16 protein-coding genes are annotated in these 19394 nt (G+C 45.7%); 5 read left to right on the top strand and 11 right to left on the bottom strand.

Annotation, left to right across the window (positions count from 1 at the left end; translation table 11 throughout):
- Positions 1-64 precede the first annotated feature (64 nt).
- The 8 genes from Q1V85_RS01640 to Q1V85_RS01605 all read right to left on the bottom strand — a co-directional run bounded on the left by Q1V85_RS01640 (position 65) and on the right by Q1V85_RS01605 (position 7882).
- A complete protein-coding gene (locus Q1V85_RS01640; RefSeq protein WP_300596760.1) occupies positions 65-517 on the bottom strand; it encodes a hypothetical protein in 453 nt (150 codons plus the stop codon).
- A 9-nt stretch (positions 518-526) separates the two neighbouring features.
- Positions 527-1201, bottom strand: a complete 675-nt coding sequence (locus Q1V85_RS01635) for a hypothetical protein (RefSeq protein WP_300596758.1) — start codon at positions 1199-1201, stop codon at positions 527-529.
- Positions 1202-1225: 24 nt separating this feature from the next.
- A complete protein-coding gene (locus tag Q1V85_RS01630) occupies positions 1226-1918 on the bottom strand; it encodes a hypothetical protein (protein WP_300596756.1) in 693 nt (230 codons plus the stop codon).
- 15 nt (positions 1919-1933) lie between these two features.
- Positions 1934-2701 (bottom strand): hypothetical protein, encoded by a 768-nt coding sequence (locus tag Q1V85_RS01625; RefSeq protein WP_300596754.1) that lies wholly within the window; start codon positions 2699-2701, stop codon positions 1934-1936.
- A 198-nt stretch (positions 2702-2899) separates the two neighbouring features.
- Positions 2900-3463: a hypothetical protein gene (locus Q1V85_RS01620; RefSeq protein ID WP_300596752.1), complete on the bottom strand. Its 564-nt coding sequence runs from the start codon at positions 3461-3463 to the stop codon at positions 2900-2902.
- A gap of 130 nt (positions 3464-3593) precedes the next feature.
- Positions 3594-4361, bottom strand: coding sequence for a hypothetical protein (locus Q1V85_RS01615; protein ID WP_300596750.1), 768 nt, complete (start codon positions 4359-4361; stop codon positions 3594-3596).
- 702 nt (positions 4362-5063) lie between these two features.
- Positions 5064-7148, bottom strand: coding sequence for an ATP-binding protein (locus Q1V85_RS01610; RefSeq protein ID WP_300596748.1), 2085 nt, complete (start codon positions 7146-7148; stop codon positions 5064-5066).
- A gap of 2 nt (positions 7149-7150) precedes the next feature.
- Entirely contained in the window at positions 7151-7882 is a 732-nt protein-coding gene (locus Q1V85_RS01605) for a LytTR family DNA-binding domain-containing protein (RefSeq protein ID WP_300596746.1), read from the bottom strand.
- Between the two features lie 252 nt (positions 7883-8134).
- On the opposite strand from Q1V85_RS01605, the gene Q1V85_RS01600 reads away from it, so the two are divergent.
- The 3 genes from Q1V85_RS01600 (at position 8135) to Q1V85_RS01590 (ending at position 12764) form a co-directional block, all read left to right on the top strand.
- Complete coding sequence (locus tag Q1V85_RS01600) at positions 8135-8716, top strand: GNAT family N-acetyltransferase (protein WP_300596744.1); 582 nt, start codon at positions 8135-8137, stop codon at positions 8714-8716.
- Between the two features lie 263 nt (positions 8717-8979).
- The gene (locus Q1V85_RS01595; RefSeq protein WP_300596742.1) at positions 8980-11922 is read left to right on the top strand and encodes an insulinase family protein; all 2943 of its coding nucleotides are present in this window, start codon (positions 8980-8982) and stop codon (positions 11920-11922) included.
- A gap of 248 nt (positions 11923-12170) precedes the next feature.
- A complete protein-coding gene (locus tag Q1V85_RS01590; protein WP_300596740.1) occupies positions 12171-12764 on the top strand; it encodes a rhodanese-like domain-containing protein in 594 nt (197 codons plus the stop codon).
- A 631-nt stretch (positions 12765-13395) separates the two neighbouring features.
- Here Q1V85_RS01590 and Q1V85_RS01585 read toward each other — a convergent pair.
- The 3 genes from Q1V85_RS01585 to Q1V85_RS01575 form a co-directional block, all read right to left on the bottom strand.
- The gene (locus tag Q1V85_RS01585; protein ID WP_300596738.1) at positions 13396-13740 is read right to left on the bottom strand and encodes a translation initiation factor; all 345 of its coding nucleotides are present in this window, start codon (positions 13738-13740) and stop codon (positions 13396-13398) included.
- Positions 13741-14033: 293 nt separating this feature from the next.
- Positions 14034-14891, bottom strand: coding sequence for a carboxylating nicotinate-nucleotide diphosphorylase (nadC, locus tag Q1V85_RS01580; protein WP_300596736.1), 858 nt, complete (start codon positions 14889-14891; stop codon positions 14034-14036).
- Positions 14892-14957: 66 nt separating this feature from the next.
- Positions 14958-15350 carry a DUF4783 domain-containing protein gene (locus Q1V85_RS01575; RefSeq protein WP_300596734.1) on the bottom strand — a complete coding sequence of 131 codons (393 nt, stop codon included), beginning with the start codon at positions 15348-15350 and terminating at the stop codon, positions 14958-14960.
- 212 nt (positions 15351-15562) lie between these two features.
- On the opposite strand from Q1V85_RS01575, the gene gpmI reads away from it, so the two are divergent.
- Both gpmI and uvrC read left to right on the top strand, forming a co-directional pair.
- On the top strand, positions 15563-17104 hold the full coding sequence (gene gpmI, locus Q1V85_RS01570) for a 2,3-bisphosphoglycerate-independent phosphoglycerate mutase (RefSeq protein WP_300596732.1): 1542 nt from the start codon (positions 15563-15565) through the stop codon (positions 17102-17104).
- Positions 17105-17335: 231 nt separating this feature from the next.
- Positions 17336-19135: an excinuclease ABC subunit UvrC gene (gene uvrC, locus Q1V85_RS01565; protein WP_300596730.1), complete on the top strand. Its 1800-nt coding sequence runs from the start codon at positions 17336-17338 to the stop codon at positions 19133-19135.
- Positions 19136-19394: the final 259 nt, after the last annotated feature.

The following is a 19394-nucleotide window of genomic DNA, read 5'->3' as shown; positions in this document are numbered from 1 at the left end:
CTGCCCAATCTGCGCATCTGTGGCTTTAAGAAACCGGCATTGATCTATGATTGATTAAACGTTCCTATGGCGTATATACCTCCGTTAGTTTTACAATTTTCCCCAACACGATCTCCAGCCGGTATAGGTTGCCGGCATATCCTTTTTTTAACTGCGCCAGGTCACTTTTATACAACCGGGTCCCACCCACCCGGATGAGTTGTATCGCACAGCTATCCGCCACCGGCAGCGTTCTAAGTTTTCGCGATTTATTTTCAATGTAAAAATCATTGGGCACATACCAGGTCGTATCGCCATTATGTTTATCCTCAAATTCAGCGTCTCCCGCCTCCCTGGCGGCTTTCACGGCCCTGGATCCGGTAAGCATCGTAACATAATCCACCACTAAAACATTCACCTTGTTTTGAACAGCAACCTGGTTGATCCATACCAATTGAGATGCAGGTGCCGTTCTCTTCTGAGCCTGTGCGCTCAGGTCAACCAGGGGCAATAGGATCAAAAAAAGAAGCGGCTTCATTTCCTGTCATTATTTCGGTGTTACAAATTCAAACTGCTCGCCGCCGTATACCAGGGTGGTAAATCCGCCGCGGCCAATTTGCCAGGGATGGCTATTGTGACTGTCTACCTTAAAAAAGTCATACTTAAATACAGAAAGGTTGTTGGAAAATATCAGCGGGAATGTAAGCCCCGCCGGTAATAGATGCTGGTATTGTTTTAAATCCTGGTCATTATAGCAAACACCATATTGCCGTACCTTGCCCGGGCCATCCGCATTCCAGGGCTTTATTTTAACGGATTGAATATTGCCCCATACCGTAGTTCCTTTTTGAGCAGCGGCTGCATCAATGGTTACATCAACATAGCCCAGGCGCTCCGGTTCAACAATAAGCGGAAAATTGAGCGTGGTGGAATCATTGGAAACAAACGTATAGAGTTGTATGCGATAATTTCCTGCTGAAGGCGAGCGTAAACCCAAACGACTGATAAATCCATCTTTATAAGTAATAAAGCGTACCCCCACCTGGAAAGATCCCGGGGAGCCATCAGAAGTAGCATTCTCCGGATCCAGAGCGTCAATATCCACCATAGGATTAATGACCACTGCCGGCACTTTTACGGGTGGTGGGTCTACATCTCTTTTGTCTTTTTTACAGGCTGCAAGGGCAAGTAAAACGAGGAATAGTATAGCTATTTTCTTCATTGTAAGTTCTTATAAATGGATCATTTATTTCACAACAGGCGCAACGGGCCTGGAGGCCGGCAACCCCGGTATTTTTTGGCTTACCTGTAACGGATCCGGGTAAACCGCACTCCAGACTCCTTTTGCCGTTGCTAACTGAATGGGCTGTAAGCGTAAGTATTCCTTATACCCATCCGCAAACGTAAGCGCAACGGAAAAGCTGGCAAACATTTGCTGCCCGTTACCACGGCTGTAATAACCGGGTATCCAGCGCACACCTAATCGCAGGTAGCTATCTTCTTTTTCAATAAAATCGCGGTACTTAAAATCACCTTTAAAAGGGATCGTATAAACTTTGGTGAAGAGATTACCGTATGCTTCATTTGTTTTCTGCACTGAATTTACAGAAGGGCTATTCTTTAGGTCAAGTGAAAAAAACACACCGGTATAGTCATGTTGTCCCTGCTTATTGGAAATACGCATCAACTCTGCAATACAACTTTTATACGGAAAATTGGCAACCGCTGCGCTGGCATTGCTAACATAAAACTCCATTTTCACAAGCCTGTTATTCAAAAATGCCTCCTGTTCTTTTACATAGAGGCCGGCAACACCTGTTTTTTCAGCAACCGGCCGCTTCCGGTTAATGATCTGTGCATACATACCCTGTGCTAACAGAAGCAGGAATACAGCCATAAACGCGGGCAGGGCAATCTGCGTTAGTTTGTTATTGCTCATCATTTATTCTTTAAATTATCGTTTTATCCATTCAAAACTACTTTCCAGGTTTTCCCATTCATTACTATACACAACGTTGGTTTTTATGGCGTATCCATCAGCATTATACTCCTGTGTCCGGGTTTCAGTATAAGTGGTACCAGCGGGCAGGGTTTTAACGGTCGCACTGGCAATTGCATGCTGATTGCAGAAACCAGAGTTCAGCCGCTGCATGGTTAGCTCGGGCTCTACATAGTATTCACTTCTTTTACTGGTATAAGTAAAAGTCTTTTCCTGGGTTTGGGTTCCGGCAGCGTTATAACTTTTTTGTACGGCTATATTCTTCCCGTCTGCCGTAAATTGATATACATCCTTACCATTCAGCCCGCCCGATGGATTGTAGCGCGCCGCCTCATAGCCCGTAGCCGTATAACTGTAAATCGTATAAGTGACCATGGAGCCGCCCGGAAGGCTGTAAAAATTCATTTTGGCCAGCTTCCCGTTTGCATCGTATTCGTAGGTCCTGTAGCCATAAGTGACATTATCAAAATCGGCACGAACAATTCTTCCGTTATTATCCCGTTGTGCCGTTAACACATAATTTCCCAAAGAACCGGAGGATATCATTTGAGTCATTTTTCCACCGGCGTCAAAAGCATATTCCATGGTCCAGGATGAATTGCCCTGCACATGACTGCGTTTTTTCAGCAGGTAGGTCTTTTCTGGTGCGGCCTCAACATCTTTATCCTTTTTACAGGAAGTAAGGGCACCTGCTAATAAGCATACAATAAATAGTTTTTTCATTTTGATGGTTTTAATCTTACACCTCGAAAATACCATGCAGTACCAATCCGGCACAAACAAACCGACGAACGGAAACAAAAAACCGATGAAAGAAATTTTTTATAAGAACAGGCACTGGATGCTAGATACTGGATATTAGATACCAGATGTTAGACGATGATGTCTATTGTCTAGTATCCAGTATCTAATATCTAAAGACTAAAACGGCAACACAGCATTTACAACCCTCTTTTCGCCATCAGCGTTAAACAGGACCAGGTCTTTGATCTCCACAGTCCGGTTTTTTACGGTAATGCTGCCGGTCGACTTTTCACTCCCCGTAAATTCTTTACTGCTGAGACCACTTCCCACTCCAGTCAGGGCAACAGACACGATACCAGGCTCCGGCTCCGTCATCGGCAGCGTACTGCCACCATCATATATCTTTAAAGCCGGGTTGGTGGTGGCATCCTTTTCGCTGAGAAAAGTAACCTGCAACAGTTCAAAATTGGGATTAGCAGCATCGCCTTCATTGTGCTGACACAATAAGGAGAAATTAGACTTTTCCTTGTCGCTGCCAAAGTACTGGGTGGTAACTTCCGCACTTACCTCCTTGCCATCAAAGCTGAATTTTCCTGTCTTACCGGCTTCACTACCCGGTTCTATTCCGTTGGCCGATGCGGCTTCTTTTATCGTAGTTGTTGTCTTTTTATCGGTGTTGCTGTTTCCACAGGCTAAAAGCAGCAGGAAAAAAGCAAGTGCTGGAAAAATGGTTTGTTTCATTGTTTGATTTTTATGGTATTTAATTTTTGTTTTGCTATGATCATCGGAGAGGAAATCATGGATTTATACTTCGACCTGGATAAATTTGTGCGGGATTACAGGAAAAGTCGATCACTTTTTTATCAGTTTCTCAGTATATATACGTATAAGTGATCGTTTCGGTGTTGATGCTTCTTTTTGCGTCAGGATCATACCAGCTGGTGACCACCTGCAGCGGCAGACCGTTGCGGTATTGTGTTGGTATTTTCGGTCCGCCCGGCTTATAGGTATGCACTATTTCCCGCGCATAGGTAATCTTCCGGGTAGCAATATAACGGGCTTCTCCTAACTGCTGCCAGCTATGATTATTTTTACTCAATGGCTTTTCATCCATATAGCCCCCGGTAAATGCCAGCGGATTTGAACTGTGATCGTACCGGTCAAACAAAAACGGAGCCGCTCCATTGCCGGAAAATTCAACCTGTTTTATATTACCAGATTCATCGTATTGATAAACAGTGGTACTGCCGCTGCTTTTTACAGTTACCCGGTTGCCATCCCTGCTAAAATCGAAAATATTTATCGTATCGGGCTTATTTGTCTTCTGAGTGTTTACCAACACCATTCTTTCAACCTGTTTGTTGCAGTTGTAATAAACCGTTGTTTTCTGAGGCGAAATCTTTACCTTATACGTTTTAACGTAGCTGATCAGCTGCCCGGCGGTATCAAACAAAAAGTTATCAATGGTATAATGCAGTTTGCCGTCCTGTTTATAAACGATCTTTTTTATATGCAGGCGAGCGTTATATTCATAGCTGGTTTCAGACGTAAAATCATTGCCCTTAACAACCATTTTACCAAGTCGCATTTTTTCCGGAGGCTGTGCGCGTACTATCTGCAGGCCCGGTAACAGTACCATAACAGATATTACTATTTTACTGACCATATATCATTCCTGTTTTACCAAACTATTATTCATAAGCAGTTTTCGACGGTACCGCATACCAAAATAAAATACAGCTGATTTCTCTTAAAAATCTTACCGACGAACGACGGCAAATAATCGATGAACGGAGCGGCGGGGAGGTATTTGGGAATTCAGATTTGAGGTTCCAGACAAAACACAGACATCATCCATTGTACATCGCACATTGACCATTGCCTATTCAATGCCGTTTCCTTAAGCGCCTTTTTATAGTTGCCGCCGCTGATTGCACCTGCTGCACAGCCTCTGGGATATTGTTGAATACGAGTTCGATTCAACCGCAATGGACGCAGTGTATCCGCAACGGTCGCAAAGAAAAAGTTCTGATAGATATCCTTGCGTAGCCCTTGGTTCCTTGCGTAGACCATTGCCTATCCTCGCGGTTGCATTCAGCTACCAGGACGCCAGGGGCCGGGATTTATAAAAGGCAGTGCTATGGCAATATACTTTTCGGGGGCGCTATTTGAAGCTTTAAGGAAACGGTATTGATTGCCTATTGACCATTCACTATTTCACAGTCTTGTATTATTGACCTGAGAAAGCTCACGGAGCAAGAATGTTTTTCATTCCCACATTTCCACATTCTCACATTTCCACATTCTTATCCCGCCCAAACGGAACAAGTTTCCAAATCGCTCACTCAAATACCAAACAAGACCAGGTATAGGTGCCATCGTAATGAAAGGATACAGTAGCATGGATCTTCCGGCTCAGCTCATCTACCAGCCGCAATCCCAGGCCCGACAGTGATGTTGTGCTCTGTTCCTGGCGAATCAGCTGTTCGTACTGCTGCTGGGTAAATGCAGCTCCCTGGTTTTTGATCACCAGCATCGTTTTTCCTTTTTCATTCTTTGCGTCAATCAGTATTTGGGTGCCTTCGGGCGCGGCTTTAATCGCATTTTGCAACAGGTTCCGGATGATCGTTTGCACATAGTTTGCATCGGTTTGCACGGTCAGTTCTTCCGGTATTTCAGTTTTATACGCAATATGCCTGGCATCGCTGTTGAGTAGCAACAGGCGCTGACAATCCCTTACAATTGCCGTTATGTTTATCTGTTGCTTTTGGGTCTCAAAAGCATTCATCTGCGTTTTGCTCCACAACAACAGGTCTTCCATCGTTTCCAGCAGTGAACCGGTAGCATTTTGAATTTTACTGTTCAGCGCCGCTTTTTGGTCTTCACTTAATGCATCGGGATTGAGCTGTTGCAGTTTCAAAAACTGGTATACCTGGTTAATAGGGCTCCGCAAGTCGTGACTGATAATTCCAAATAATTTGGCCTTTGTCTTATTGGCCTCATCCAGCGCTGCATTCAGTTTTCCCAAGGCATCCGCATTCTTTTTCTTACTGCGGTAAAATAAAAATAACAGCCCCGCCAGCAACAGAAGCGTAGCCATTCCAGCCACCAGCCATAACCGCTGCTGCCGCGCAAAAGAAAGCTGTACCTTTTGTGCTTCTATTTCCTTTATCTTTTCCTTATTCTGAAAACGGGCTTCAGCATTGGCCATACTTTGCTGCGCTGATTTTGCATCTATCGAATCGCGTACCGGCAAATATTTCTTATAATAAATGGCAGCGTTTTGCCATTGGTTCAGGCCCTCATAGCAATCGGCCAAAGCCCTCAGCAGCCTTGCATATACGGCCGTACTAAAGGCACTCCCGGCCTTTTCGGCCTTTTGCAGATAAGGCAATGCAGCAGCGTAGTTTTTTTGTACCAGCAGGGTTTTACCCATCGCATATTGAAAACTGCTCACTTCTAAAGTTCCGGTAACCTTAGTACCCGCAAGGGCTTCCGCCTGTTTTAAATACGGCATGGCTGCCGCGGCATTTTGCAGATCCAGGTAATGATCTGCGCCCGCAAGGTATAATTCCAACAATATACTCCAGCCCGCATTGTCATTCAGCTTTTGTTCCACCATATTTCTTAACGAATCGGTGTACTGCTGGGCCGCTATGGCATTTCCAAGCTTCAATGATGTAGTAGCCATTCCCTTATAATAGGAACAAATACCTGCCAGGTAGTTCCACAAAAGCGGTTGGGCATAGCGGTAATATTCCCGGGCCTTTGTGTATTGGTGGAGTTTTTCGTATAGATCTCCAACATTAAAATATGCTACGCCAATATTAGTAGAATCGGAATCGGTGTTTTTATACTTTCCCTGCTTCATATCGGCTACCGACAGCTCAAGCCCCTGTAAGCGGTAATTCAGTTCCTGTTCATACCAGCCTATTGCAGAATAGTAATCGGCTAAAGAAGAGTAGCAGCCTATTCTAACATCCGCATTGGTAGCAGTATCTAATATATTGTTCAGTTCGGCTGCAGTCTGGTCCCTTTGTGGTATATAGCCATCAACGTTGATATAGATATATAACAGTTCCTTCAACACATTCCTGATCCGCTTGTCATTTTTTGCAAGGCGTGCATGATGCAAAGAGCTTTCATAATAAAATATAGCCGAATCGTTTACTGCGCCCCGGTAGCTGACGCCTGTATAAAAATAAAACAGCGACTGGTTATAATGATCATTTGCATCTGCAACAGAAAGCGCAAAACGCGACACCAGCCGCATTTTATCGTATTGCTCCAGGTAGTTAAGCGAGTCGCATTGCTTTGCCAGCTGCTGCAGCTGTGCCTTCTTTGTTTCAGCAGGCCCGGGCATACGCTGCGCGCCGGAATGCATTAAAGACAGTACAAGACAAATAGCAGAAAGCAGTCGGGGCATTTTTAAAATTTCATTTGTGACACCATACTCCTGTAGGTTTTGCCAATAGGTATCGCGGTACTTCCGCATACAAGCTTATCCGCATGTTGTTCGCGCACTTTTTGTACAGACACCGCGTAGCTGCGGTGCACCCGCAGGAATTTTTTCCCCGGGAGCCGTTCGAGCAGCCCGGTAAAGGTAGCAAGCGTCATATAATTTTTGTGCTCCGTTACCACCTTGGTATAGTCCTGCATGGCTTCCAGGTAAATAATCTCGTGCTGCGGAAGCTTTATATGGCTGTGGCCATCCTTTATCACCAGGCTTTCTTTTTCAACCAGCACTTCATAAGCCGTTGCCTTTTCCCGGATCTCAAGGTATTCGGTTATTTTTCTTACGCAAAGCTCCAGCCGTTCGGCTGTAAGCGGCTTTAAAATATAATCCAGTGCCGCATGCTTAAAACCATCCAGCGCAAATTCTGCGTATGAAGTAATAAAAACGCAGGCCGGCACCCTGTCTTTTACCTGGGCGATAATATCGATACCGGTAAGCCCAGGCATATCTATATCTAAAAAAACAATATCCGGCGGATGTGCTTTTATAAAAGCCAACCCTTCCGATGAATCGGCAAAATAGCCACAGGATTTCAGCGCCGGGTATGCGGCCATATATTCGCGAAATACCAGCTGGTCAACCAGCTCATCTTCCAATACAGCAAACTGAAAACCTTTCGTCATAAACAAAGTTAATGTACTCAAAGATAATCTTTTTACGCAAGCTCCCTGGGCCCGGCCATCCGGTGTATGCTCCGTACTTCCCCGCTCCGATATCGCATTAAAACCCAGCCGCAGCAAAAAAGGCATGCAGCAGCTTCCCCAAACCTCCCTTGTCACGTAACGCCGTACGCCCTGTGTATTTGCCGCAAAACCAACCACAGCACCGCCGCCCATAAACGGAGTTTATACGGGTGTATACAGACCCCAATCATTTTAATTACATTTGATACAGCAATGAACAAAGAACACTGCTTAAACGCAACGACTACATTTGAAACGGAACGACTGTTGCTCCGCCCTACAGGCGAAGAGGACGCCTCCTTTCTTTTTTACCTGATGAATGCCCCCAAATGGCTCAAATACATCGGTAACCGGGACATTACATCTGTTGAAAAAGCGCGGAACTATATCTTGCAACGGATCAAACCACAACAGGGCCGGCTGGGTTTTGGCAGCTTTACCGTTATCCGCAAAACGGATCAGAAAAAAATGGGCACCTGCGGGCTCTACCACCGGGAAATATTACCCGCGCCGGATATCGGCTTTGCCTTCCTGCCCAGGTTCGAGCAAAAAGGCTATGCTTTTGAAGCCGCCCGCAAGATCCTGGAAGCAGGATTCAACACGTTTCATCTCGAGCAGATCTTTGCCATTACTACCCCCGGCAATGCCTCCTCTCAAAAACTCTTAACAAAACTGGGGCTAAAACAATCGGGTACCATCCGGCTTCCGGGCGATGCGGAGACCTGCTGTCTTTTTGAACTTCAGAAATCCGCCCATACACTCCAGCCGCTCCCGGAACGCCTCCCCTATGGATAAACTGCACTCCTAATAGTCTCTTTCTTCTTGCTTATTTGTCTCTTTTTTTAAAAGGCGTTTTATGGCGCAGGAATACAGGATAGCTTCACGTATAAATAAACGAGCAATCAATTGTTGATATCATCCGGCTTCGAAAATACCGGCCACCCGGTTTTAGAAAAAATTAAATAAAACACCATCGCACCCCATCCATTTTAAAAATATTTAAACCAGGAAGTATCCATTTTATTATTTTTACAGAAACGATCTCAATACAATTATTTATGAAATTAAAATTAATTGCTTGTGCGGCTGCCGGTATGCTCATCAGCCTCAGCACCCGGGCCCAGCAAAAGAATCACCAGTGGTCTGCCGGTACCACCGATGGCATTCCTTACAAATATGTAACGAATGACCCCATGAAGACCCGTTTTTACACATTAAAGAACGGATTAACCGTCATCTTAACGGAGAACAAAAAAGAGCCGCGGATCACTGCCAAAATCGCCGTGAGAGCGGGAAGCAATACCGATCCGAAAGACCATACAGGGCTGGCGCACTACCTGGAGCACCTGCTGTTTAAAGGAACCGAAGAAATGGGCACCACCAGCTTTGCAAAGGAAAAGCCCTACCTGGATCAGATCGAAGCTTTATACGAGCAATACAACGCTACCACCGATACCGCAAAACGGAGGGCCATTTATAAAACCATTGACCAGGTATCCGGGGAAGCCGCTAAAATCTCCATCGCCAATGAGTATACCAAGCTGATGGCCACTATGGGTTCCCAGGGCACCAATGCACATACCTGGGTAGAAGAAACCGTTTATGAGGAGAACATTCCATCTACTTCCCTGAACAAATTCCTGAAAGTGCAGGCCGACCGTTTCCGGGACCCCGTTTTCCGGATCTTCCATACCGAACTGGAAGCCGTTTACGAGGAAAAAAACCGTACTCTTGACAATGATGCCTGGAAGGTGATGGAAGCCTTGCACCGCAACCTGTTTCCTACTTCCAATTACGGACAGCAAACCACCATTGGTACCATCGAACATTTAAAAAACCCATCCCTCAAAGCCATCCGGGAGTACTATAACAAGTACTATGTGCCCAACAATATGGCCATTATCCTTTCGGGCGATTTTAATACCGATGCGGCCATCAAACAGATCAACCAGCAATTTGCTTACATGCAGTCCAGGCCTGTAACCGGTTATGAGCATGCGCCCGAACCTGAAATAAAGGGTCCGGTGGTAACAGAGATCCTTGGTCCCAGCGCAGAGAACGTTCAGATCGGGTTCCGCGCCGGACCCGAAGGCAGCAAAGAAGCGATGATGGCCGATCTGCTGTCTACGATCCTTGCAAACGGAAAAGCGGGTTTGATCGACCTCAACCTGAACCAGCAGCAAAAGATCCTTTCCGGCGGTGCTTATTTAAGACAGTATAAAGATTATGGTGTTTTTGATATTTATGCAACCGCCAAGCAGGATCAATCCCTTGAAAATGTAAAAGACCTTTTGTTTGAACAGATCGATATCATCCGCAAAGGTGCCTTTGATGATAATCTTTTAAAAGCCATTGTTGCCAATTACAAGTTAGATGAGATCCGCGGACTTTCCAGCAACAACAACCGGGCAAGCCAGCTGATGCAGGCCTTTATTGCCAATAAGGGTGAGGGCTGGATCAATAATGTATCCTACCTGCAGGAGCTTTCAAAGGTCACCAAAAAAGACGTGGTAGATTTTGCAAATAAATTCTTTAAAGACGACAACTATACCGTTATTTATAAACGCAAGGGCGAAGACAAGAGCATTGTAAAAGTAGACAAGCCGGCGATCACGCCTGTGGCAACCAACGACGCCTTAGAATCGGACTACGTAAAAAAAGTAAATGCCATGCCGGCCACACCGGTCAAACCCCTGTGGATCGACTATAACAAGGCCATCCAGAAAGGAAAAGCCGGGGCAGCCGAACTGTTGTATGTTCCCAATAAAGAAAATGAACTGTTCAGCCTCTATTACCGGTTCGATATGGGTTCCTGGAATAACAAGATCCTGCCGGTTGCCGCCAATTACCTTTCTTATATTGGTACGGACAAAAACACCGCAGAAGCCATCAACAAAGCCTTTTACAATATCGCCTGTGACTATTCCGTAAATGTAGGTACCGAAAACACAACGGTTACCATCAGCGGACTGCAGGAGAACTTTGAAAAAGCCGTACGTCTTTTTGAAGACCTGCTGTTAAACTGCAAGGCAGATGATGCGGCGCTTACTGCGTTAAAGGGACGGCTGGGCAAGGCAAGGGCCAACCGCAAGCTGGATAAAAGCTCCATTATGCAGGGGTTGAATGCCTATGCCACTTACGGTGATAAAAACCCCTTTAACTATACCCTTACCGATGAGGAGCTGAAAAACCTCGACAGCAAAACGCTGGTTGATGCCCTGCATCAGCTTACCGGCTATAAGCATACCGTAATGTATTTTGGTCCGTCTGCCATTGCGGATGCATCCAAAAAGATCGGCACGCTTCATAAAATACCGGCACAGTTTAGCGCTTATCCGAAAGGGCTGACCTTTACCCGCACGGCTCAAACCGCAAACCAGGTACTGTTTGCCAACTACGACATGGTGCAATCGGAGATCCGGTGGATCCGCAACACAGATCCGTACACGCCGTCAAAGGAACTGACCGTAGATGTATTCAATAATTATTTCGGCGGAGGCATGGGTGGCATTGTTTTTCAAACCATCCGGGAATCAAAAGCGCTGGCCTATTCTACTTATGCGCTTTACCTCACGCCTTCTAAAAAAGAAGACCGCTACAGCTTTATGGGGTATGTGGGCAGCCAGGCCGATAAAATGAATGACGCCATTGCCGGCATGAATGAGCTTATAACCACTTTACCAAAATCGGATAAAAGTTTTGAAAGCGCCAAGGCCAGTTTAAAAAACGACCTGGAAACCGACCGCATTACCAATGAAGGAATCCTGTTCAGCTACCTGGCGGCACAACGCAAGGGCCTGGATTACGATATCCGGAAACAAAAATACGATCAGCTGGCCCACGTAAGCTTTGGCGACATCCAGGCGTTCCACCAGCAGGAGCTTTCGGGTAAGCCCTACACCTATTGTGTGCTGGCCTCCGATAAAAAAATAAAGATGGAAGATCTTCAAAAGATCGGGCAGGTCAAAACCCTGACCCTGGAAGAGCTCTTTGGATATTAATCACCAGGATATTTGTTTTCAAAAAAGCCGGACAATCGTTCCGGCTTTTTTGTGTTTTACAGCCCCTTTATGCTAAATTGCTTCAACAGGTCTGGTTATTTGGTTGCCGGCGCCGGCACTGCTATCGGCTTTGCTTGCGTCGCACACTTCAGCTTTAGTAATAAGATCAGCATTGAAACCGCGGCCTGCCGGAAGGCTCCTATGCAACCGGAAAATAACTAACTTCATCCTGTAAATAAACAGTGACAATGAAACCAGGTACATTCCTTCTTATTTTATCCATGCTCTTGATAGCACAAACAGGCTTTGCTCAAAAAGCTGCTGCGAAAGCAAAAGTAGACTATGATGCTTTTGCACAGCTGGTAAAAGAAGTAAAAGAGCACCGGCAAAAACGGCTGGTTTCCCTGGATGCATTTTTAAAGCTTAGCGAAGCAAATGGTGTAGTGATCCTGGACACCCGGTCTGATGATATGTACCAGCGCAAACATATCAAAGGCGCTTTGCATTTAAACTTTGCCGATTTTACACAGGCAAATCTTGCCAAAATAATTCCGGCCTTTGATACGAAGGTGTTGATCTACTGCAATAATAATTTTGACGGGGATCAGCGAAATTTCGCTACAAAAGCGGTAGTGCCGGCGACAGCACTCAAAAAAAACAAATCCCTTACACTGGCATTGAATATTCCTACCTATATCAATTTATATGGATACGGATACCGGAATGTTTATGAGCTTTCCGAGCTGGTAAACGTCAACGATCCCCGGCTGAAGTTTGAAGGCACGGAGGTTGCTCAACCCGAAGCATTACCAACCGGTGTAACGCTGATGTCGAAGCGATAAGATGCATGAAATAGACGAATTTGAAAATTTGAATCCGGTAGCTATCAGGAGTGAAAATGGAGATGCCGTTACTGCTCCGTGAACTTTCTCCGGTTGATATCTGGAGATAATGGGGAATAGCCAGTAGTCAGTAGGGAAAAGCGAAGTTCATTAAACATAAAACCAAACCGCATCCAGCGTCTGGCATATAACATCTTACACTAAGGGAATTTTTCAACATTCAGGTTCCCATTGCGCCTACTTTGGTCCATTGCGGTTACAGTTTAAACGCAAGGGGCACAAGGGTTCCGCAAGGTTCGCGAGCGACATTAAGATCAAACAGGTTTTCATTGCGTCCATTGCGGGTTCATTGCGTCCATTGCGGTTACCACTGGAACCTTCCTTACGGGTTGAAAAATATTAAATGTAAATTGTGGAGGAATGTGAGCAGGTGGAAATCTGAAAATGAAGAAGCCGTTCCTGCCTGTTGACTTTCGCGTCGTCCGGTATTTGCATGTAATTGAAAATGGCGGGTAGCCTGCAGGAGAAGAGCCTTACATCAAGCGTAAAAACGGATCCAACGTTGAACTTTAAACCTGTCTCAACACTTCTACATTGTAAATTGGTTCTTTGTCATTTTATATTTCCCGGCTTATCCGCCGCTTTTCTTTGTTTGGGTATAGCCGTTCTTCTGAAACCACTGAAGCAGTTTATCACGGTGGTCACCCTGGATGATGATCTCCCCGTCTTTGGCATTGCCGCCTGTTCCGCAAAATGATTTCAGCTTTTTTGCCAGGTCCTGCAAATCATCATCGGTTCCAATAAACCCCAGGATCACACTGGCCGTTTTTCCTCCCCGGTGTTTTGTTTCCAGCTGTATCCGCAACCGCTGCTGCGCCGGCGGCAGGGTTTCCGAATGACCGGCATCCGGTTCAAACTTAAAATCGGGGTTGGTACTGTATACAAACCCATGCTGATCTGATTTATTCTTTGCCACGTTCTTCTTTTGTTTAAAGTTCCAGCCCGCCCGGACGACCGTCCGGACGGGGTTTAACGCCCGCCTGACCGGACGGGCAGGTTTCAGGTTGAGTTCCCGGTTAAAATTGAATATTTATACACTACTCCTGATGACTGATAACTGATAGCTGATAACTGACTACTGACTGATGACTGCTGAATACCGTTTCAGATCTGTTCTGTGAAATGTTTAAAATTATCTGCCTATACCGCATCAATGAGCAATGACATCAAACAGGATACGCATCCAATCTGAAACTTTAAACATGAAACCTATATTGCCGCTTTCAAACTCAGGTCAAGGCTTTGCGCCTGGTGAATCAATCCGCCCACGCTCACAAAATCAACACCGGTAGCGGCATAGGATTCAATCGTATCCAGGTTAATACCGCCGCTGGCCTCTGTTTCAAAAGTACCTTCAATAACGGTGAGCGCCTCCGTAATTTGTGCGGGTGTAAAATTATCCAGCATTACCCGGAATACTTTTCCCTGCCCCACGGCCATTACCATTTTTACATCCTCCAGCGTACGGGTTTCAATTTCGATCTGTATAGAAAGCTGGTTCCGCTGTACATAATCATGCGCTTTTTCAATGGCATTTTTAATGCCTCCTGCATAATCAATATGATTGTCTTTTAACATGATCATATCGTACAATCCAAACCGGTGGTTTACCCCTCCGCCGATGCGTACCGCCTCTTTTTCCAGCAGCCGGAAGTTCGGGGTTGTTTTGCGGGTGTCCAGCAGCCGTGTGCGGTAGCCCTGCAATTTATCGGTGTACTTTTTTGTAAGGGTAGCAATGCCGCTCATCCGCTGCATACAGTTCAACAATAGCCGCTCGCATTGCAGGATGGTATGCTCCAGTGCCTCCACTTCAAACGCAATATCGCCCGGCTTCATATCAGCGCCGTCATTCATAAAGCAGGTCACCAAACTGCCCGGCTCCTTAAATTTAAGGATCTTTTCCGCCACCTGTACCCCGGCCAGTACACCTTCCTGTTTTACTTTTAATACCGCCCTTCCTTTTGCAGCCGGGTCGATGCAGCACAATGTAGAGTGATCACCGGATCCGATATCTTCCCGCAGCGCTTCCCGTATCAGATGTTCGAGTTTTTCCTGAAATGCGTCCATAGTTGTAAAAATAAACAGCCTCTCATTAGGAGAGGCTGTTTTATCACTAAATTTTCACAGAATTTCTTATTCAATCAGCTGAAAGCGCAGTTCCTTAATTACCTCTCCGCCTTTTTCCTTCCGCATAAAGATATTTACGCGGTAGTTTCCACCGGCAGTTTGCAGGGTTCCAATGGCATAGTTACCATTGGGTGAACTTCCTTTGTGCTTCAGCTCAAATCCTTTTACGCTTGCTTTTCCAAAAAAGTCCTTTAACGCCTGTTCTGCCTGCGATTTATTGTAGGTATTGCTTTTGTCGGCGATCGTTAACTGCATGTTGTCACCAACATTGCCTACAAGCTGCGCAGCATTCCCGGTTTTAAGACTGTTTATCACACCATCCACACTCTGTGCATGCAGACTGGTGATCAGTAAGCTGGTTGCAAAAGCAATTAAGGACAATCGTAAAAAATGTTTCATTGTATTCATCATTTTTGTTATGATCCGTTGTTCAAGGTGGTACGAATATATTAAAAAAACCTGCGTCGCCAACCTTTAATGAAAATGTGTGTAAATAGAACTCTTTTTAGTCACCCATTCTTCAAACATTCTTTTTAATTTTACTGCTTCGGCTGCAGAACCCTTATACTTCTGATTTCGCAGCCTTTAATTTTTAACTAAAAGCAAGTTCAATGTCACAAAAAAGAGCAATTTTACTAATAATGGACGGCTGGGGGCTCGGGAAAGTTGCATCGGCAGATGCCATCCAGAATGCTAACGTGCCTTTTACCAGATCTTTATACAGCAAATATCCCAATACTACCCTCACAACCTTTGGTGAACTGGTAGGTTTACCGGAAGGCCAAATGGGTAATTCTGAAGTGGGCCACCTGAACCTTGGCGCCGGACGCATTGTGTATCAGGAACTTCAACGCATCAATGTAGCGGTTAAAACCGGAGAGTTGGCGGCCAACAAAGCATTATTGCGGGCGCTCACACATGCTAAAGAAAACAGCAAACCCTTACACCTGTTAGGTTTGGTGAGCAATGGTGGGGTGCATTCGCATATCAATCATCTAAAAGCACTAATAAACATTTGTAAGGACAATAATCTGCAGGAAGTGTTTATCCATGCATTTACAGACGGAAGGGATACAGACCCCAAAAGCGGACTGGGATTTATTGAAGACCTGCAGCAACACCTGGATCAGACGGGTGTGGGCCGCATTGCAACCGTAGACGGCCGTTATTATGCCATGGACCGCGATAAGCGTTGGGAACGTGTGGCACTGGCCTACGAAGCGATGGTAAACGGTAAGGGCGAAACAGCTGCTTCAGCCATTGAAGCCATTCAAAACAGCTATGCCAATAATATTACGGATGAGTTTATTAAACCCACAGTGATCACCAACGCGGAAAATCAGCCAGTAGCCACGATCAAAAACGGGGATGTCGTGCTTTGTTTTAACTTCCGTACCGACCGTTGCCGGGAGATCACCGAAGTGCTGACCCAGCAGGATCATCCGGAACAGCAGATGCACACACTGGACCTGGATTATACCACCATGACCGTTTACGATCATACGTTTAAAAATGTACATGTATTGTTCCACAATGAAGATCTTACCCAAACCATCGGGGAAGTGATCGAAGCCAATCACCTGAAACAGATCCGCATTGCCGAAACGGAAAAATATCCGCATGTGACCTTCTTCTTCAGCGGTGGACGCGAAAAACCATTTGAGGGCGAGCACCGTATTTTAAAGCCCTCTCCCAAGGTGGCCACTTACGACCTGCAACCGGAAATGAGCGCCCGGGAACTGACGGAGGCCATCCTTCCGGAGATCCACAATAAAACCGCCGATTTTATTTGCCTGAACTTTGCCAATGCAGATATGGTGGGCCATACCGGTGTATTTTCTGCAGCTATAAAAGCAGTGGAAACCGTTGATCAGTGTGTAGAGCAGATCGTAACCGAAGCCCTGAAACAGGATTATGTAGTCTTCCTTACCGCCGATCATGGCAACTCCGACTACCTGGTAAATGAAGATGGCAGTCCGAATACCGCACACAGCATGAATCCAGTGCCCCTGTTCATTATCGACAACAACTGGAAGGGTACCGTAAAAGAAGGCAAGCTGGGCGATATTGCGCCGACCATTCTTACCTTTATGAAATTGCCGATACCGAAGGAAATGACCGGGGATATACTGGTAGATAAGGATTCGATATAATAGACAGTTTATCTTATTGTTTAAATAACTGACGAACGGGCCGCGTCTTGCGGCCCGTTTGTTATTTGCGTTCGCAGACCCTGCAATGTTTAAATGACGAGGATCTGCAGGCCGATTCAGCACTGATATCGTCGCATTTGTCGCCCCAGTCGCCCGGTTGTTTTTACAAAGCATTTTTTAAAACAAGATTTACCGGTTAATTTTGTACGTTTCCAAACACCTTTAGCAACATTGACACAGGAACAGTTTTCAAATATTGCATCCACCATTCCGCACCAGCCGGGCATCTATAAGTATTTTGATGAAACCGGGAAGATCCTCTATGTAGGCAAGGCAAAGGACCTGCGCAAGCGGGTGAGTTCTTATTTTAACAAGACCTTTACCAATTACAAAACGCATGAGCTGGTGCAGCGCATTCATCACCTCGAGTTTACAATCGTAAACAGCGAGCCGGATGCTTTCTTCCTGGAGAACTCGCTGATCAAGCAGTTCCAGCCCAAGTATAATATCAACCTTAAGGACAGCAAATCTTATCCTTATATTGTTATTAGGAACGAGCCCTTTCCGCGCATTTACCTTACGCGTCAGCCGGTAGACGACGGGTCGGAATACCTGGGGCCTTATACCTCCGTTTTTAAAGTACGGGAGCTACTGGAGTTTATCAAACGCACCATCCCCATGCGTACCTGCAGCCTCAACCTTTCGCAGAAAAATATTGAAAAAGGAAAATTTAAGGTTTGCCTGGAATATCACCTGGGTAACTGCAAGGGCCCCTGCGAGGGATTGCAAACAAGGGCCGACTATGATGAAAATACCGGGCAGATCCGCGATCTGTTAAAGGGAAACCTGCGGCCGGTGATCCGTCATTTTAAAGAAGAAATGCGGACGCATGCCGAAGCCCTGGAATTTGAAAAGGCCGAACAGGTGCGCAAAAAGATCGAATACCTGGAAGACTATTATCAATCCAAATCGGTGATCACCGGTATCAGGGGTGGCGACAAAGATGTGTTTTCGATTATTAAAGATAAGTCGGTTGCCTATGTCAACTACCTGATGATCCGGAACGGAACCGTAGTGCAAACGCAAACCAACAAACTGGAAACCCACCTGGATGAACCGGTAGAAGAGATACTGGTATATGCCATCAGCCAGCTGCGCATGACCTTTAACAGTCATGTACCGGAAATTGTGGTACCCTTTGAGGTTGATTACCCCGAAGCCAATGTTGAGCTTGTAGTGCCCAGGGCCGGCGACCGCAAAAAGCTGCTGGAACTTTCGGAGAAAAATGCCGGTTATTTTATAGAGGAACTGAAGAATAAAGAACGTATAAAGATCAACCGTAATGTAGACCATGTAAAAGTACTGGAACAGTTGCAGCTGGATCTGCAACTTCAGGAACTGCCGGTGCATATCGAATGTTTTGATAACTCGAATTTCCAGGGCAGCTATCCTGTATCGGCCATGGTTTGTTTTAAAAACGGCGTACCCAGTAAAAAAGACTACCGTCACTTTAATGTAAAAACCGTAGAAGGTATCAATGACTTTGCCAGCATGAAAGAAGCCGTTTACCGTCGCTACCGCCGCCTTACAGAAGAAGGAGAACCCTTGCCGCAGCTGGTGATCATTGATGGTGGTAAGGGACAGCTGAGCGCCGCACTGGAAGCGATTGAGGACCTGGAGCTACAGGGCAGTATTACATTGGTGGGCCTTGCTAAAAATGTGGAAGAGATCTTCTTTGCTGGAGATAAGGATTCGCTGAAGCTTCCGTACAACAGTGCCAGTTTGAAACTAATCCGGTTTATCCGCGACCAGGTGCACCGTTTTGGTATTACCTTTCACCGGCAAAAAAGAAGCAAGGGCACCTTTAAGAACGAACTGGAGTCTATAAAAGGCATCGGGAAAAATACAGCAGAGGAATTACTAAAAGAATTCCGTTCCGTTAAAAACGTCCGGGAGCGATCGCTGGACGAATTGGCCGCCGTCATTGGCAAGGCAAAAGCACAATTGGTAATTGATCATTTTGCATCCTGAGCCGGAGGAGGCGGTTTAATGTGAAAATGTGGGAATTTGAAAATTTGAAAATGGGATTTTGCTTCTCCGGGGGAGCTTGGAGGGAAAGAACTTAAATGATCCGATGTAGAAGATTAAAAGTAGCAATTTTGAGTGGTCAGCTTTCAGCCATTAGCTTCTAGCGACAGAGAGCAGCGCATAAAAACATCACGCCTGTGCCGGATGCCAAACGCCATAGCCGAAACATTGCACGTGAGAATCTGAAAGCTTGAGAACCTGG

The organism is Niabella sp. (genome assembly GCF_030150205.1).
Taxonomy (GTDB): Bacteria; Bacteroidota; Bacteroidia; order Chitinophagales; family Chitinophagaceae; genus Niabella.
This window is presented reverse-complemented; position numbering and strand designations above follow the sequence as displayed.

Excerpts from the sequence above, each read along its gene's own strand:
- Q1V85_RS01640 (WP_300596760.1), bottom strand. The coding sequence starts at position 517 with ATGAAGCCGCTTCTTTTTTTGATCCTATTGCCCCTGGTTGACCTGAGC.
- Q1V85_RS01635 (WP_300596758.1), bottom strand. The coding sequence starts at position 1,201 with ATGAAGAAAATAGCTATACTATTCCTCGTTTTACTTGCCCTTGCAGCC.
- Q1V85_RS01630 (WP_300596756.1), bottom strand. The coding sequence starts at position 1,918 with ATGAGCAATAACAAACTAACGCAGATTGCCCTGCCCGCGTTTATGGCT.
- Q1V85_RS01625 (WP_300596754.1), bottom strand. The coding sequence starts at position 2,701 with ATGAAAAAACTATTTATTGTATGCTTATTAGCAGGTGCCCTTACTTCC.
- Q1V85_RS01620 (WP_300596752.1), bottom strand. The coding sequence starts at position 3,463 with ATGAAACAAACCATTTTTCCAGCACTTGCTTTTTTCCTGCTGCTTTTA.
- Q1V85_RS01615 (WP_300596750.1), bottom strand. The coding sequence starts at position 4,361 with ATGGTACTGTTACCGGGCCTGCAGATAGTACGCGCACAGCCTCCGGAA.
- Q1V85_RS01610 (WP_300596748.1), bottom strand. The coding sequence starts at position 7,148 with ATGCCCCGACTGCTTTCTGCTATTTGTCTTGTACTGTCTTTAATGCAT.
- Q1V85_RS01600 (WP_300596744.1), top strand. The coding sequence starts at position 8,135 with ATGAACAAAGAACACTGCTTAAACGCAACGACTACATTTGAAACGGAA.
- Q1V85_RS01595 (WP_300596742.1), top strand. The coding sequence starts at position 8,980 with ATGAAATTAAAATTAATTGCTTGTGCGGCTGCCGGTATGCTCATCAGC.
- Q1V85_RS01590 (WP_300596740.1), top strand. The coding sequence starts at position 12,171 with ATGAAACCAGGTACATTCCTTCTTATTTTATCCATGCTCTTGATAGCA.
- nadC (WP_300596736.1), bottom strand. The coding sequence starts at position 14,891 with ATGGACGCATTTCAGGAAAAACTCGAACATCTGATACGGGAAGCGCTG.
- Q1V85_RS01575 (WP_300596734.1), bottom strand. The coding sequence starts at position 15,350 with ATGAAACATTTTTTACGATTGTCCTTAATTGCTTTTGCAACCAGCTTA.
- gpmI (WP_300596732.1), top strand. The coding sequence starts at position 15,563 with ATGTCACAAAAAAGAGCAATTTTACTAATAATGGACGGCTGGGGGCTC.